At 49.4% G+C, this 17,235-nt stretch carries 9 protein-coding genes; all 9 read right to left on the minus strand.

All coding sequences use genetic code 11. From position 1 onward, the window contains the following. Positions 1 to 210 precede the first annotated feature (210 nt). Positions 211 to 489: an alpha/beta-type small acid-soluble spore protein gene (locus tag M3223_RS09325; RefSeq protein WP_251561036.1), complete on the minus strand. Its 279-nt coding sequence runs from the start codon at positions 487 to 489 to the stop codon at positions 211 to 213. A gap of 120 nt (positions 490 to 609) precedes the next feature. After that, positions 610 to 1,194 carry a hypothetical protein gene (locus M3223_RS09330; RefSeq protein ID WP_251561037.1) on the minus strand — a complete coding sequence of 195 codons (585 nt, stop codon included), beginning with the start codon at positions 1,192 to 1,194 and terminating at the stop codon, positions 610 to 612. 105 nt (positions 1,195 to 1,299) lie between these two features. Then, a complete protein-coding gene (locus tag M3223_RS09335; RefSeq protein WP_251561038.1) occupies positions 1,300 to 3,852 on the minus strand; it encodes a hypothetical protein in 2,553 nt (850 codons plus the stop codon). 153 nt (positions 3,853 to 4,005) lie between these two features. Next, positions 4,006 to 6,765 (minus strand): S-layer homology domain-containing protein, encoded by a 2,760-nt coding sequence (locus tag M3223_RS09340; RefSeq protein WP_251561039.1) that lies wholly within the window; start codon positions 6,763 to 6,765, stop codon positions 4,006 to 4,008. Positions 6,766 to 7,404: 639 nt separating this feature from the next. Further along, positions 7,405 to 11,466 carry an S-layer homology domain-containing protein gene (locus M3223_RS24470; RefSeq protein WP_251561040.1) on the minus strand — a complete coding sequence of 1,354 codons (4,062 nt, stop codon included), beginning with the start codon at positions 11,464 to 11,466 and terminating at the stop codon, positions 7,405 to 7,407. 249 nt (positions 11,467 to 11,715) lie between these two features. After that, on the minus strand, positions 11,716 to 12,819 hold the full coding sequence (locus M3223_RS09350) for a glycosyltransferase family 4 protein (protein WP_251561406.1): 1,104 nt from the start codon (positions 12,817 to 12,819) through the stop codon (positions 11,716 to 11,718). 126 nt (positions 12,820 to 12,945) lie between these two features. Beyond that, on the minus strand, positions 12,946 to 13,740 hold the full coding sequence (locus tag M3223_RS09355; RefSeq protein WP_251561407.1) for a WecB/TagA/CpsF family glycosyltransferase: 795 nt from the start codon (positions 13,738 to 13,740) through the stop codon (positions 12,946 to 12,948). 120 nt (positions 13,741 to 13,860) lie between these two features. Continuing rightward, positions 13,861 to 15,051 carry a polysaccharide pyruvyl transferase CsaB gene (gene csaB / locus M3223_RS09360; protein WP_251561041.1) on the minus strand — a complete coding sequence of 397 codons (1,191 nt, stop codon included), beginning with the start codon at positions 15,049 to 15,051 and terminating at the stop codon, positions 13,861 to 13,863. After that, complete coding sequence (locus tag M3223_RS09365) at positions 15,044 to 17,215, minus strand: DUF5693 family protein (protein ID WP_353057684.1); 2,172 nt, start codon at positions 17,213 to 17,215, stop codon at positions 15,044 to 15,046. The genes csaB and M3223_RS09365 overlap by 8 nt, the downstream gene beginning before the upstream one ends. Positions 17,216 to 17,235 lie beyond the last annotated feature (20 nt).

The raw sequence follows: 17,235 nt of genomic DNA on the forward strand, positions 1-17,235 counted from the left end.
GAACCATGGAATGAGAAAAGGATGATGTCTTAACAAAAAATCAACCTTTTCCCATTGGAAAAGGTCGAGTAGACAACTCTTCTAGGACACTATGATAGCGGAACTGTCGCATAGTGTCAATGGACAGCGGTCTTTGCCACATCTTGTCTTAACCGCTTTTTGACAGCTCTGTTTCTAAATGGTGAACACTGCCCCGTTAGGAGCGGAAATTTAAAGTCCAAGCATGGACTGCTCGGCTTTAGCGACGAGCCGCTTCGTAATTTCTCCGCCGATCGAACCCGCTTGGCGCGTAGCCATGGAGGACCAGTGGATGCTCGGGTAGCCGGATGACTGGCTTGCAGTACCAAGATCGCCTGCAAACTCCGTATCTGCGCCGCCGCTTGGCATAGGAGCCGAGCAGAGACCGAGCTCAGTAGCGATTTCGTATTTCATCTCATTCAACATTTGTTTGCAGGCAGGGACGACAACACGTTTGTTTGACTTAGCCATTAAAAAGCACCTCCGGATGGATGTAATAAGGATGTGCTTATAGAATGCCGCTCCTCCGGGGTGACTAAGCGCATAACATATTGTCACTTAGGGAAAATAATAACTGCACTTAACCAAGCATTATTTTTTTATCGTCTGAAGCTCATATCCGCCGCGGATCATGACGGTCAGCCCGCTTTTTACACCGGCAGCCGAACCGACTCCTCTGCCGCCGCGCGGGAACAAAATCAGATGATTCTGCGGCACGCTAGAGCCGGAGCTGATATTCGTGCCAGCTGTTACATCCGCAATACCGTTGCTGTCGGGGCTGTACGCGACCGCTTTGCCAGCCCGTACGACAACCTCCGCTCCGTCGGCTGCAACAAGCGTTTTGCCAACGGGAACGTTTATGACCCGGAAGCTGTCCTCGTCGGACTCCTCGCCGTCTCCAGAGCCAGGTGTCGGCGTCGTTTGCGGAGTTGGGGATGGAGTCGGGTTCGAACCTCCTCCACCTGCTTTAAGCTCGGCGATCTTCTGATCGACATAACTTTTGGTTACAACCGGATCGTCCGCGGTTCCGGGAGCAGACGATGGAGTGTTGTCTGCTGATGCGGCTGCGGCTTGTCCTTCGAGATGTGCGGCAATGGATGACCAGTTGGCCCCGATTAAAATTCCTGCTGTGAGAACTAAAGCTCCGGCAGAAAATTTCCAATAATTTTTATTCATAGCTTCTCCTCTCAAATAACAGTTCATAATATCTTAAATTAAATTCAAGAAATCAGAGAAGCCGTACGAAATCGTACGGCTTCTGGTGTAATGGTACGTGTAATGTTAATCGTTCGTTAAAAACCAGTTCATTTCTTTGGATGCGACCAAAATAGCTGAATTTTGGAATACGTCGTAAACATTCAATTTAAATTTGCTGTTTGTACGAGTTTTAGATTGAATTTCTGGATCGTTAAACACCATATTTAATGGAACGCTCTGTCCTTCTTTCAGCACTTCATCTTGTGAGCCCTGGACAGCTGAGGCAAGATCAAATGTTTTAGAATAAGTAAGCTGGTTCGTATCCTGATTTACAAATTCTATTTTAATCTTATGCGTTCCGGCAACCGCTTCATACTGCTCATCTCGTTTCAAGGAATACTCTGTATTAAGCTTTAGCCCGGAAGCTGTATAGACATCCTTTACATCAAAGAAAGCGCTCGTTTTAGCAAAGGAAAGCGAGAAGCCGCCAATATTGAGATCCTTGAGAACTTGTGAAGTATCTTCATTCGTCGTTGAACCAAGCGAATAAGCCGCCGGTTTTGCAATGACCGGTGTTGCCTGATCTCCACCATTTCCAGGATTTTCGCCCGATCCGCCATTGTTATTTCCACCATTTGTTGGCGGGTTAACAGCCGTTCCTACATCTTGTCCAATGACAAGCTTAAAGGAGGTGGAATCAAAGGCCCGTGGCAATTGTGTCCATGCAGAAATAAGTGCTTTTCCACCAGAACTGATTCGATCTTTCAACTCAGCGAATTGAATTGGCACAACCAAACCATTTTTATCGACCAGATAGCCTCCGAGTTTAGCGAGCACTGCTGCTCTCTGCTCCTTATTCACACCTTCAAACTCTGCATAAAATGTTTGAGTTCCCGTTCCGTTATACACAGCGTTGCGCATAAGCTTCAATGTTGCCTTCTGACCTGTTCCAGAAACCTCATATTCAGCAGCTGTTCCAATGGTCGGAATTTCAGCAAGTTGCTGCCCTGTGAATTGGTAGAGAATCTTGCCTGGCTTATCAGCAACCGGTTCGGTGGCAACAAAAGCAATTTGCGAGATTGGAGTATTGTAAGGAATTTCGGAAGAAACGATAGCCTCATAAGTCGCCCCTGGCGCCAAAGTGACCATTTTATCGAGGCCAAGCGCCTTTTGCTCCGTTCCAACTTTAACACCATTCACCATAAAGTATCCGCTTAATGCAGGAACCTGCTTCGTCACACCGCTAGTATTCGTTATGCTTAAGTTTGCAACTAGAGCGTCGTTATCAACTCCCGGCATTCTCGTAACACCCTTTAACTGGATGCTGTAATCTCGATAGGAAAAAGCCGTGTCCAGTCCTCCCTCAAGCGATGCTGTTTGGACCGAATAAGAGGCCATGACGTAAGACTTCTCTTTGTCGGTTGCTTGAGATTTAACAATGAGTTGAGCACCTTTCCAGTCCAGATTATCCGGAATATTACCAGTCAGGCTGATAGTTTTTGCTATTCCCGGGAGAAGAGATGAATTTTCTTCTTTCGTATAGGAGAGACTATAGCTCTTACCGGCCTTAGTTACAAGGAAGAAATCGAGATTGCCGGAAGCTGCTGCAGCCGAACCATTGTTCGTCATTGTGAAATCAATTGATACAGCCTGACCTTCCTGACCTTGGTTCACGAAAGCTTTTCCTGATTTTGTAGTTACAGGTTGGCCATCCATATACACCGTTGTTGGTTGTCCAGCAGCAGATGGCGGCTGAACTTTTAATGTCGGAAGTTTGAAAATTCCCGTAGGGAGCTTCACTTTGCTAGCTTCATCGTTAAGCGAAGCAACAAGCGACAAAGGCTTATTGATGACACTTGCGGGGATTGTTGCCCGTAGTGTAATAATTTTACGCTCACGCGGCTGAATTGTCATACCTTCCAATCCAGGCGCTGTGACATTATAAACCGATAAGCTTTGCGTTTGAATATTAAACGTCATTTTGGAAAGGTCGATTACTTGCTGCCCGACATTTTCGAGCAAGTAATTGATTGTTACATAGCCGCTGTCCTTATCTTTCGATAGGTAAGCTTGTTTGACGGCTCCTTTAAGCTTTCCACTGCCATAAAGCATGACACCCGGTTGAAAAGGTGCAACCTGGTCGCTCCCGTTTGACGGATAAGTAATCGTGCCCAGACGTTTTTCGTAATTGGAAGATGAGAAATCCCATTTGATGACCTCAAAAGACAAATCCGTCAGCTTCGTGGCTGAATCCACAACTGTGTAATAAGTTATGTATTGAGTCGAATTGGCAGGGACTGTCGTTTTGTCCTTATCTCCTTCAATAGCTGTAGCTTTAAAAGTTTTTCCAGATTTCGTTTTAACCCGAATCCAGTAATCCATCAAATCCATAGATTTAGAACTTTTGTTTGTGATCATCACCGTATAGGCCAGTACTTTCCCTTTATCCTGCATAAGAAAATGCGCATCTCGCACACTTAAACTACCGCCTGAAAGGGATACTGCTTGACCAGAAAGAGTTACTTGTTTCTTAGCTGCGAGCACCTGCTGCTCTGGGAGCCCTACTAAACCGCCGCTCAACAGCAAGCCTGCTGCTGTTACTGTTGCAATTCCGGCCTTATACCATTTCTGCTTCACTCTCATTCCTCCTGATCTCCATATATTGCTTAGACGCTTAAGAGAGGCGGTTTGTTTCTTAGAAATGGCAGATTTCTTTGTGTGAAATTATGAGACGGAAATAGAAAAGAGCAAGCAGGATATCCTGCTTGCTCTTTAGATAGGACGGTTAGATTAGTTAACTACAACCGTAGTTGTAGCAGTAACGCCGTTGGACGTTACATAAGTAATCGTAGCCGTACCTTTCTTCTTACCAGTTACAACACCAGCGGAGTCAACCGTTGCAATATCCGTGTTGGAGGACGAGAAGTATCCAATTGGGGATGCAACTTTAACGCCGTATTGGTCTTTAACCGTTACGCTAACCGTAGCCGAACCGGTAACTTCATATTCGGATTTACCGAACTCAACCGTTTTAGCGATTGGTGCGTCCTCAGAAACCGTAACTTCTTGAGTCGCAACAGCTTTGCCACCAACGTATGCCGTAACTGTGGATTTACCAGCTTTTTGGCCCGTCAGTTGGTAGTCAGATTCAACTTTCAGAACAGTTTCGTCATTGCTAGAAACAAACGATGCGGAAGAATTAGCCAGTGCAACCGTTACGCCGCCGTCTGTTTTACCCGTGAGAGCAACAGATTTGGAGTAGTCCGTACCAGCTGTTTTCTTAGCGAAGACCGTACCAATCGACTTGATTTCAAAAGATTTAACGCTTGCCGATTCAACTACATCAACCGTGAAGGAGTAGGACTCAGCACCGGAAACAACCGACTTAACCGTTACTTTAGCGGAACCGGATTTATCGGAAGCAGCAACCAGTTTATTGCCAGAATAAGTCAACAGACCCGTTACGTCAGACTCAATGTCAACCGTGTACGTTCCAGCGGCTGCCGTGGAAGTACGGCCATAGCTGTCAACAAGTACAATGTTGTCTTGATCAAATTCAACGCTTGCTCCGTCCTCAAGAGTGGTGATAACGTCTTTAATTCCGTTAACGCCAGTCGTGGTAGAAGGTTTTTGAATTTGAACGTTAAGCGTGGACGGAGCGGACGTGCTCGTTTTGCCACGTACAACGATGTAAGAATAGCCTTCTTGCGTGAACTTCAGAACCAGTTCGCCTTTTGCATTTACTTTAGGGTAACCAGCTGCCAGGTAGTTAGCAGAGAAGTCCAGTTGGTTCAGATCAAGAGCCGTACCTTTGATCTCACCACCGAAGGAATCAGTAGCTACAAACGGGAATACCACTTCTTCACCAGCAACTACGAGCGAGCTCGGAGCGCCAATTTGGAACTCTTTCACTACAGCGCTGCCAGCAACGTTGATGATGATGGATTTTGAAATTCCAGCGCTTGGGTTGCTGATCGTCAGCGTCGTCGTACCGGAAGCTTTAGCCGTAAACTTCAGAACGCCATTGCTGTCAACCGTGATTTTTTCGATCACACGGTTGTCGCTGTTGTAGAAGAACAGGCCATCTTTTTCTTTGTAGTTGGAGTAAACGTTGCTTGCAACTCCGTTTTTGAAATCAATATCGCCCGCCGTAAGCTTAATCGCTTGGCCGTTAGCATCTTTCAGCGTCAGTGGAACGATCAGGCCGGTTTCACCAGAGGAGATGCGAGTTTTGCCTGCCAGCGGTTGAACGTCGCCCAGTTCCAGAACAGTTGCTGTGGAACCCGTAACAACATTCAGCGTTTTGGAAACGCTCAGGCCAGTAGAAGGAGATACAGCCGTAACAGCGATTTTGTCGCCTGCGTTAGCACCAGCAGCTTTGAGGCTCACTTTGCCAGCGGAAACCGTAACTGGTTTCGTTGGTTGCGTGTTATTGAATGCTTGGATGTACGTGCTGTTAGTAGCCGTTACATCTTCACCGAATTGGTTAAACACTTTAACGCCCAGATCAACATTGTCGGCCAGTTGAAGAGCTGGAGCCGTAATGTCGATTTTGGAAGCTACGCTTGCAGCTACTTTCACGGAGAAAGGAGCATCCGTACCTTTAACTGTCAGCGTGTAGTCGCCTACTGGCAGGTAAACAGCGGACAGTACAACGGATTTATTGTCGTCAGCGAATTTAGCCGTAACAGGGAACGTGGACAGGCTGGATTTCAGCGTGTAACCGCCGTCCAGGTATGTTTTTTCCGTTGCAGTCAGAGCGCGGTTGAATTTAACCGTAACAGCTTTAGCGCCGGATTGAGCTGCTTCAACAGCTTTAACCGCTTGAAGAGTTACTTTAACTTCGTACTCTTTGCCGTTGTAAGTAACTTTAACCGTAGTTTCTTTGCCCGATTCCAGTGGAGTCGTCAGCGCTTGCTTAACAACTTGGTTGTCGGAGAAAGTAACCTCGATGTTGCTAGCGTCGACAGCAACAGCGGATTTAACGGATACAGCTGCGTCGGACAGCTCGTAAGCTGCTTCTACAACTTGACCGCGGGAAGCGGCTACTTTGTAGGAAGCGGCTTGGTCGATCAGTCCAGCTTCGATAGCTGCTGCTACGTAGCCTTTAGCCCATGCGCTAACAGCGCCGGATACAGCTGCGTCGTTTTTAGGTTGCAGGCCAGCTGCGATAACGAGCGTTTTTGCAACTTGCTCGATCGTCAGGTTTTGGGAAGGACCGAACAGGTTGTTGCCAAGGCCGTTCAGGTAGCCGGCTTTAGTGCCAGCGCCGATGAAGCCTTTAGCCCAGTGGTTAGCAGATACGTCTTTGTAGTTAGCAGCTGCTGCATCTGGAGTCAGAGCGTTCAGAAGAACGAGCACTTTGGAGAACTCAGCGCGCGTGATGTTTTTGTTCAGGCCGGACGTTCCGTCTGGATAGCCGTTCAGGATACCAGCTTGTTTCAGAGCGTCGAATTTTTGTTGCGTCGTCAGTTCAGCCGCGAATGCGGAGCTAGCGAATACGGAAGTTACGAGTGCGCCTGTAACAACCAAGGATAAACTTTTTTTCATAACCTTTTTGTCTCCTCCTATAACTTGCATAAGTATGTGAGAGTGTTTGGTGGAACTATGAGTGCTCTTTGTACTCATCTGTTGTGTCACCCCCTTCCCAGAGTGTGGGAGCAATATAATATAGATAAATGTCTGCTTCATGCCCTAGACACGTATAAAAACATGTCGCAGAAACTTGTAAAATCAAGTAGAAAATAATGGAAACCTGTCAAACCACTAAACCATTATACAATGGTCTGATAGAGCCAGTAAAGAGGAAGATGAGAATATGTTCCATTTCCATTGGAGTTACCGGAGCAATAAGAATTCTCTCCTGACTTAATCCTCAAGTCGGCTTATTCCCTTCATCATTCGACTCCAGATACTTAAACGCAGGCAAATCGGAAAAGTTGCGAGTTGCTGAAAAATATTTTCGTTTTTTCATTTGGTGAACTTTTAGTGAAGTATTGTTATGTATTGGCCTTACCTGCACTTATTGGATGCATTCCCAGTATAACTTGAGTAACCGAAGTTCGTCGACTCGAAACTTTTTCCAACTCTCGTAATTTGTCGAACTAGGATTTTATCGTCATTTAAGGAAAAAGAGTCTGCAAAAGGAATCCTTTTGCAGACTCAATCTACTATTATTACAATAGAAGGTTAATTAATTTTCGGCAGACGTTTCATTCCCACAAGCACTCTGCCAAGAATGATTCCGGAATCCGAGCGAAGCAGATTTGCTTTGGGCTCGAACACGAATCCGTTTTTCGGATTTTGGCTGTCTACCGGCGAGCCTTGAATATAACCCTTTTGGTAGATCGCCAGAACCGACGCGCGAGCGTAGTAGTTAATCTGGCTGTAGTCCTTAAAGGATTTCTGCAGCGCCTTCTCGATTTTGACCGGATCGGTCTCCAGCTTGAGCTTGAGTGCACGCGCCAGAATGACCGCTGCGTCCTCGCGAGTCAAATTGCTCGTCGGTTCAAACGTCTTTGGAGCTGTACCGCGGATATATCCCTCGTTAAAAGCCGTTTCAATATAACGGTAGTCCCACAATGCGGTACTCTCAACGCCTACGTCGTTAAATAGACGTTTGGATGGATCCGTATTGTAGTTGAGCGGAATACCTAAAGCTTTTACCATCATCGTAGCAAATTCGCCACGGGACGTGTACAGATTGGCTCCGAATTCATCGATGCCAGCGGCATTCATAAATCCTTTAGAGTACATTGCCTCCAGATAATTACGCGCATATGGATGCGTAGTAATATCCAAATACGAATATTTCAGCTGCCCAACAACATAATATCCAAATTCTCTGAACGGTACGGTGACGGTGTTTTTCTTCGTATCTACAACTCCGCCCAGGTTAACCCATTCCGGCTTTTTCGGATCGAAATGGAATACGGTGATGAAAGTGCCGTTCGCATCCACGATATTAGGATTATAAGACAGCGTAAGCTTGCCTTCCTTGGACGTCACCAGCTCGCGGTTAACTGGACGATCAACATACGATGGCAGCTCAGCAGTAGGATACTGGTAAGGATCAATACCATACTGCAGCGGATCGTTCACGCTATCTGTCTGAGGATTGTCCGCCATACCAGCGTCGATCCAGAAGACATTGCTCGCCTTATTAAAATTGCTTGAAAAAGTGTTTTCAAACATATTGCCCAAGCTGTCCAAAATCAGATCGAAGTTGGCCGGAGGCGTCTCAAACTCATGCCGATCTACAACCCCGTCTGTCGGGTTAGCAATACCGAACAGCAAACGATGCCCGGTGAATACCTGGTTTTTCAATTTTTCAGGCACGTTATAGTCACGGCGAATCAGCGTTGTCGATTTAGGGAACGTCAACTGCAGCTGACTCTCGAAAAGCTTATGGGAGCTCTTCATCTCTTCCATAAAACCTGCGCCCGGAATATTAGTCGGAGCATAGGTTACGGTGATTGTTCCGTTGATGGAGTCATTTTCATTTGCAATCGTAAACTTCAGATCGTTTTTACCGGCTTTAAGGCCGCTGATGACGACGCGGTAAGCCGTCGTGTAGTCGATTGTTCCGTCGTTATCGGCATCAAAGGTGATTTTTTGGCCATTCTGTTTATTGACCGTAACCGTCTTCGCGCTTGGTGCATCAATGACTACTTCTACAAAGTTCTGGTTAACCGTGCGCTTACTGTTCAGCGGACGCAAAATTTTGTACGGCAGCGCGGTTGGGTCCACTTCCAGACGATAGCTGGCGCGCGCACCGGCTTCACCATTGTTGTAAACAAAGAAGTTGAACACGCTGGAAGTGCCGTCCTTGCTCAAATATTGGTTGCTGAGCACCCAGGAGAAGGATTGGGTTTTGACGTCGTACGTAACCGTGAGCTTTGGAACGCGTTCGCCTTGTTTATCTATCTCTGGAATTGTCAGTCCGGTGTTCACAACACCAATGGACTGCTGCTCCTTTGGCAGGCTGCTGTCGATGATGCGCAGTTCCTTGCTAAGGTTCCAGATAACTGGTTTGGACAGATTGCTGCCTTCGATTTTGAGAATAAAATTGGTTTTAGTAATTGTGTTTGATGCCAACGAATTAGCGACCTCATTCAGATTGGTTCCAAGGTCAACAAAATCAAATGTGCCGTGAACGTTCATGTAAGGCTCTTTGGTCGTGAACACACTGCCCTGTTTAGGGAAGTTTGGATCATTGGGAAGCGGGGCCGGCAGATCGCTGCTATACGGATAGATGCTGTCGGCCTCAACCGGAATAACCGGAAGATTCACTTGGTTCAAGAATACCGTTACGGAGTTCTCATAGTTGTTTTTGCTGCCTTTATAAACAAACTTCAAATTAAATGCGCCTGCAGCCTTCATAATTTCTTTAGCCGCCGAAATTCCGCTTGCAGATGCTCTAAAAGTGTTGACTGCTGTGCCTTCCTCAATTCCAATCGGAGTGTTGTTGATATAGAAAAACATCGTCTGCGGTTTATTCGCCGTTGGAGTATAGCGAATATCCGTCAGATCGTTAAGATTCGTCAGCGTAGCCTCGAAATTGCTGAGCGTATTAGCAACAATGGTATCAAGTTGAGTTGCCTTTGTGGAATCGTAATCAATCTTCATCGTATCGTAAATACTTTTATACTTCAGGAACGGTCCAAACAGCATATTAAACGTAACCGATCCGAACTGGTTTGTGCTGTGTTTAAATGTTACAGTTTGTGTTCCTTCAAAGGGCAGTTTGTCAAAGACAACGATTTTTCGCACGAACGTCTGATTAATGCCGTTCACTGTTCGCGTCACCGTAGTGCTGCTCACCACTGTCGGTGTCTGCGCACCTGCAACATTCCCATTGATATCAGTAACTTTGTCAACTTCAAGGGTAAGAGTTGTATCCGTGGTATTACCAATCAATACTTCCATAGCAAGCGGAGTATCATAAATGTTCATGCCAGACAATGGTTTGCTTGGAATGTTCAGGTCACCTGTATTTTTGTAACCCGGCAAATAATTGATTTCGCTGATGTAAGGCTGGTTTGAATCCCGGAACGTAAACTTTAAGTTGTATACACCCTGTGATTCGTTATCTACCGTATTCAATGCTTCCAGCGTAAGAAAATATGCTTTATCGTAGAGGTATGCACCTGTCTTAAGCTGATCAAGCTTAATATTTACATTGTAAATATAATACGCATCTTCTGGATTGTACGCACTGCCGGTTACGGTTGGAATAGCCTGAAAAGGAGTTCCCGCCACTCCGTCGAGCCTTGGAGTAATATTAATCGGCTGAGTCGGGTTAGGATTCGGGACCGTTTCACCATTAACAACCTTTTTGTTGTTCGGCACAATGACTGTACCGGTAATACTCAGGTTGCCAGGCGCGCCCGCTTGTCCAGTAGCAAAATCGGGTGAGTACTCCAAAGCTGCGCTTTTACTCACTGCAGACGGAGTACCGCTTAATTCATTCAGGTTCAAATCATAAAACGTAACTTCCCCGTTATAAAAAGCAATCTCACGGGTCGTTTCGACCGTTTGATTGTTATTCGTCACCTTAATTGTGGCAAGGTTCTTGCCCTTCTTCAACGTAAGCGGTGAGATCGTGAACTCGTAATTGTTCGTCGCGCTTACGTTATAGCTGCGGCTGGCACCATTCACTTCAATTGTAACCTTCTCCGCGTTCGGAGCGTTACCGGTAATCGCGATATCAGCGGTCGTTCTACCGCGTGATGCACCGGAGGATACCACTGTCGTCGCATTTTCCTTCATCGGGAACGTACTGCCGTCCAGACGGGCTGCAAGGTTATAAAACACAGGACCGTCATGATAAAGGATATAAATGGAGGTCGACACTTCCGCGCCGCCTTGCAGACCCTTGAACGTAATCCGGTTCAGACCGGAATAAAGTTGAATGTTGTTTACGGTCAAATTGTATCCGCTCAGGTAGATGCCGCCCTTGACATCCTCGGTTTTCGCGCCGATCTGATCGTCGCCAGGATCGTCATTACCTTTGTTATTTACAATTTGCAAAACGCTGTACGAAATGCTGGTCGGATCGATGTTGCTCACGGAACCTTCAAGATTCACCCGGCCGCTAGTTGTTGTACGCGGCTGCATGGAGCTGCTGCTCTCCTTCGGAAACGTAAAATAACCTGTCGCTGCGGCATCGGCCGTCCTGGCCGGGAATACCGGAAGCAGCTGAGCCACGAGGGCCAGCATCAGGAACATGGCGCTGAGTCGTTTGAACACGGGAAGCCTCCTCCATACTCTTTCGGTAATATTTGTGTAGGTTATTTATCGGAACCGAACTGGAAAATTGTTAGAACTACGCCGCATTTACGATAACTTCTATTTAAATGAAGATAATTTTTGCCGAACAAGGTGAAACGGCTGACGCCGTCTTTTGCGGGCCAGTAAGTTTCATTCCGAGTAAATATAAGAACTCAAAAAAGCCTGCCCCTTCCATCAGGAAAGGACAGGCTTTGGTTATGCGCATTATTATTTGCCGCGCTGCTGCTCTGGACGCATCCGGGCAAGCAGATTAAGCAGCGGCCGCTTGGATTTGTCTACGATACCGATTAGCTCCGCGCCAATCTGCATGAAGAACACCAGGAAGCTGATGACAACAAAGGTCACCCAGTTCGCCGCGTGGGACTGAACAAATATGGATTGCACGATGGCCGCAAGGCCAAAAAATGCAGCGACTCCGTAAATAATCAGTACTGTTTTGCGGTGGCTGAAGCCAAGCTCGCGCAGACAATGATGCAGATGCCCTTTGTCAGGGGCAAAAATCGGACGTTTGTTAATCCAGCGGCGTACAATGGCAAAGAACGTATCCGCGATTGGAACGCCGATAATGAGCAAAGGGGTAATCAGGGAGACGACGGTAACCTGCTTGAACCCGATCATCGACAGCGTCGCCAGCATAAAGCCAAGGAACAGCGAGCCCGAGTCTCCCATAAAAATTTTAGCCGGATGGAAGTTGAATACCAGGAAGCCCAGAATACCGCCAAGCAGCAGAGTGCTCATCAGAATAATCGGCTCGAAGCCAAGGAAAAACGCCATGATCAAAATCGTCGTGATCGCGATGCCGGACACGCCCGCAGCAAGTCCGTCCAATCCGTCGATCAGGTTAATGGCGTTAGTCACTCCGACAATCCAGAAGATCGTAAGCGGAATGCTGATCCAGCCGGAAATCTCCTGCATGCTTTGCCCGAACGGAATGTTGAGCAAATCGATTTTGACGCCAAAGCCAAACACGACTACGCAGGCCGCAACAAGCTGAAGCAGCAGCTTAACCTTGGCGGACAGCTCGAAGCGGTCGTCCAAAGCGCCGGTGAGCACGATAATGGTACCGCCGGTAAGCATGGCGCGAATCAGATTACGGTCGTAAGCGTTGAGAAGGCCGTCCGGGATAAATGGCAAAATCAGAAAAAACGATCCGATAAAAGCCAAATAAATGGCCAGTCCTCCCAAGCGCGGCATAATGCGGGTATGGACTTTGCGGGCGTTAGGCTTATCCATCGCGCCTACCTTGAGTGCAAAGCGCTTAACGAGCGGCGTCAGCGCTAGAGCAAGCACAAGGGCGATAACGAACCCCATGATATAGGTAAATGTGGCATTCACTGGTTTTCAACTCCCCTTAAGTTCACCGGAATGAATTATAACTCGTACGAAAAAGAAACACCAACCCCAAATTTCAGCCATTTCGCTTCGAATATCGGTGAATTACCGAAGTTCATAGGGTTTTGTGACCTTTTCCTTGTCCCGTATCACTCTTAAAGCGAATTGCGGCAGTACAAGCATTCTCCGGAACCGGGTCGGCTGTTGAAGCAGCCGGTAAAACCACTCCAAACGAAGCTTTTGCATAAACACCGGAGCCCGTTTGAGCCTGCCTGCAATAATATCAAAGCTTCCCCCTACGCCCATAATGAGCGGAACTCCTAGCTCTTCTTTAAATTGGGTAATCCATGGCTCCTGTGTTGTCGCCGAGCGGGCTACAAACAGCATATCCGGTCGCACAGCGCGTATTTGGGCAATTACTTCCGCATCCTCGTCTTTTCCAAAAAAGCCGTGGTGCGTACCTGCGATTCGCGTACCTGGATAACGGGCTTGAAGTTTAGCAGCGGCCTCGTCAATGACCTCCTGCGTTGTACCCAGCAAGTACGCCGACCAGCCCCGCTCTTCACCCTCCAAAAACAGACGATGCATCAAATCAAATCCCGGCACGCGCTCCTTGACGGGGTAACCTACGTAACCAGCAGCCCATACTACGCCAGCGCCGTCTGGCACAACCAGATCGGCCTCACGCAGCATGCGGTGAAACTCCGGGTTCTCCAGCCCCATCATAACCATGATCGGATTGGCCGTTATAATTTGCGAAGGCTGTTTGGCCTCTATAACATTTGTTAAATACTCTACTGTTTCATCCATTCCCATACGGGAAAAAGGAACGCCGTAAATCGAAACTTTTGGTACCGCTCTGCTTTCCAGCCACTCGGTCGCGTTGGTCGCATCCTCCATCGCGTCAGCAAGAGCGACTGCTTCAGGAGCATCAGAATCCGCCGTTTGGCCCAGTGCGGACCGTTTCAGTTCAGCCGTATCCGGATTTGTATCATAGTTGGTTGCCATGATGTCGAATTCTCACCTCGCTCTTTGACGCAGATGTTGGATGATTTGTTGCGCTGGCACGCGCGCCTCGCTTTGCAGCCGGTCAATTAAAGCAGCTTTGGACGTGCGCCAGGCTTCGGCGCCGTCCAGCAATTGCTCTGCGGCTGCGGCGAACGCCGAGGCGTCCATGACCTCGGTCGTCGCTGCAGCCGTCTCTTGAAGCCGGGCCAAAAATTGGTCGATCTTGGGATCGTAGCTGATCCCAAGCATCGGCACCCTCTGCCCGGCGGCGTAAATGAGCGCGTGCAGGCGCATGCCCACAAGCACATCGCAGCGGCTGACCTCCAGGAGCATCGCCTGGGGGTCGTCGCCGGGGGCGGCGAGCTCGGCGCTGCTGCCGTCGCCCAGCTTCCCAAGCCGTTCCATTACTTCGCGGGATGCTTCCGCATCCGCGGGCGTATGGAACGGCAGGAAGCGCAGGCGCACGGGCCTCCGCCGCGCGAGCTCCGCCAGCGCCTCGGCGGCGCGGGCCAGGTCGGCCCCGTCCTTGCGCCAGCGGCGCAAGGACACGCCGACTACCGGCGCCGCTCCGCCGGCGGCCGCGCCTCCGGCAGCGCTAAGCGCCGCTGCCGCTTCGGCTCCCGCTGCCCCGGGCATAGCCGGGGGCAGCGGGAGCCCCATGACCGGATCGGGCACAACGCCGATCCGGTCAAGCGGAACGCCCATCCGCCCGAGAAGCTGGGCGGACTCGGCGTCCCGCACCGACACGTATGCGCTTCGCATCATGACGTGCCGGATCAAGCCGTCCATGCGCCGGTTCAGCACCGGCCCGACGCCTTGCGCATAAATGAACGTCGGCTTGCCCAGCAGCTGCGCCAGCTTGAGGACGCCAGCATAATAAGGAATCGTTTTGCTGCCGGTCACGTCCTGCAGCAGGCTTCCGCCGCCGCTGATCAGCCCGTCGCTGCCGGCAATCGTCCGCAGCAGCTGCAGCGGATGCATGCGTCCGGCCGCTTTGACGCCGTACATGGATTCCGTCCATGCGGGATCGCCGGAAAGCACAACCGGTTCAATACGAACGCCTTGAGCTTTGCCCTCTTCTTCCAGGGCAAGCAGAATGGACTTCAGCACTGCCTCGTCGCCGCTGTTCCGGAAACCGTAGTAGCCGGAGATGACTATTCGAAAGCTTTTGACCCCGTTAGTTAAACCTTTTGCTTCAGCCATGCACAGCCGCCTTCCGTTTATGAAGCCATTTCCGCACGAGCGTCTCGGCGACTTGCCAAGCGGCGATCAGAATCAGACCGATCAGCACTCCGAGGCCGAGGCCGAGCAGCACGCGGGTGAGCGACACCCAAAGCGGAGTGTGAAGATGGGTAAATGTGCCTACCATCGACAGCTGGCCCATCGTTCCTACTACAAGCAATACCCACGCCGCGCGATATCGAAGCGAGAGAAAAATTCCCAGCAGCAGCAGCGGATGCGCAAACAAAAATTCCTTCGTCCGCGGACGAACGCCAAAGGTCGTTTCCAGGAAGCTGCGGAACGCCAATTCAAATCCGGGGGCAACGCCGCTATTGCCTGTGCGCGACAGGTAATACATGCCAACCACGCCAAGAATGGCAACAGCAGCCACCCAAAGAATCGTAATTTGCAGCCCAAGAATACGGCGCAGGCTCGTCCAAACCGATCCGCCAGCGAACAGGAACAGATAAACGGCAGCAAGCCCGATCGGAGCGGCAGCAAGCACGTTAACGCCCCGGAATTGTTCAAGCACAAGACTGTACGTAATATCGTTCAGCAGCCCGATTACAATCGGAACAGCAAGCAGGGAAATGAGCGATGCGACCGCAAACATCGCAAGTGTCATTGAAAACCGGCGGCTGGCGGATAGGCCCTGGAATACCCAGCGTGTGCCCGGTTGGGCAAAGCCGCCCAGCAAGGCGCCCCAAGGCGACAGCTGCAACGCGGATTCCGCAGCATCTCCGGCCGTATTGCCGCTGCGCGCCCATTCTCCGCCAACAGCCCGGCGCGGGCCATCCGTATGAGCATACACCCGGTTAATAATCCAGATTAACGCTAGTGCAGGTGCAGATACTGCTGCGCCAAGCGCAAGCGCCTGCTCCATGGTCGAGCTATTCATGACATACAGTCCGGCGCTTCCTACCAAGCCGAGCAAGAACACCAGAATGGTTAAACTGTTCACAAAAGATCCCGCCAGCAGCGCAATCAGACTAATAGCGCCAACCATGGCCACGGCCCTAAGCGCCAAGAACCAGTCCGGCTGGCTCCATTGAAATGCCTCGGCTTTTCCTGGCTTAAATCCGGCATCCTCCAGTGTTTTCACCGCGCCGTCTTTATCACCAAGCGAAATGTAGAGGTTGTCCAACGGGTTCGTAATCTTTCCTTTTTCCGAATTGGCGGAAGGGGCTCCGTTCAGATAAAACATCCGAATGTTGCGGTCTTTAGCCGCAAGCAGGAAACGGTCCGTAATCACATTTTTTTTCAGACCGGCAGCGTCGCCGTCGGAAAGGGAGTGAAGTCTTACTACATTATATTGTGTTTTATAAGCAAGCGTATTCAGGCCTTTTTGGGGTTTTTTCAAATTTTCAACGGCCGCAACTCCGATGCCGTATTTAGTAAGCAGCTCCGCAAACCCATCCAGACTGCTGATATCCTCTTGGCTTGCAACACCTTTTACCGAGTCTCCGTCAAATAAAATCCGCGTTACGCCAAGTTCTTTATACTTGGCAAGCAGCTCATCCACTTTTCGTTGATCATACGGAATCTGGTCAGACATTCGCGGCAGCAGCTGGAATCCGGCCCGGGTGATCTGTTCCACCGATAACGGGTCAGGATTCATCGCTTTTAATAAAGCATTGGCCAGCGGCGTTTCAATGATGAGGCCCTGCTCGTTTTCATACGACCATGACCGCACCGGAATTTCTTCCATTTCTTCGAAACGCTCCCGAATCATCGGCTCGTAAACTTCTTTCTCGCGCGTCCCCTTGAACAGCACATAAGTAAAGTTCTGTCCGGAAGGAATCGGCTGCCGTTGCAGCAGCGCAGCCTCCGACTCGTTGTAGAGGGTAAGACGTCCTGCTGTTTCAAGGCTGTCCAGACGGCTCTCGAACACCGACATCGTCGTAACGCCCGCAGCTTTCATCTTTTCCAGCTCGCCTGAGAGGAACTCCGTCGGCTTAGCCTGATATGCGGCGATATTCACAAGATCGGAATAATCAAACACGTATTCCACTTGCTTGGAGGTCGACTCCATTTGCCAACGATTCGCTGCGATCGGGATCGATGCGATTACGCCGACCAGTGCGAGCACCCACAAAAACTTGCGGGCGGCACGGTTCCACTGCTGCCATTTCAACACTTTGTTCACTCGCTCCCTCTTCTGCTTTC

Origin of the sequence: Paenibacillus pasadenensis (assembly GCF_023715725.1) — a bacterium.
Taxonomy (GTDB): Bacteria; Bacillota; Bacilli; order Paenibacillales; family Paenibacillaceae; genus Paenibacillus_O; species Paenibacillus_O pasadenensis_A.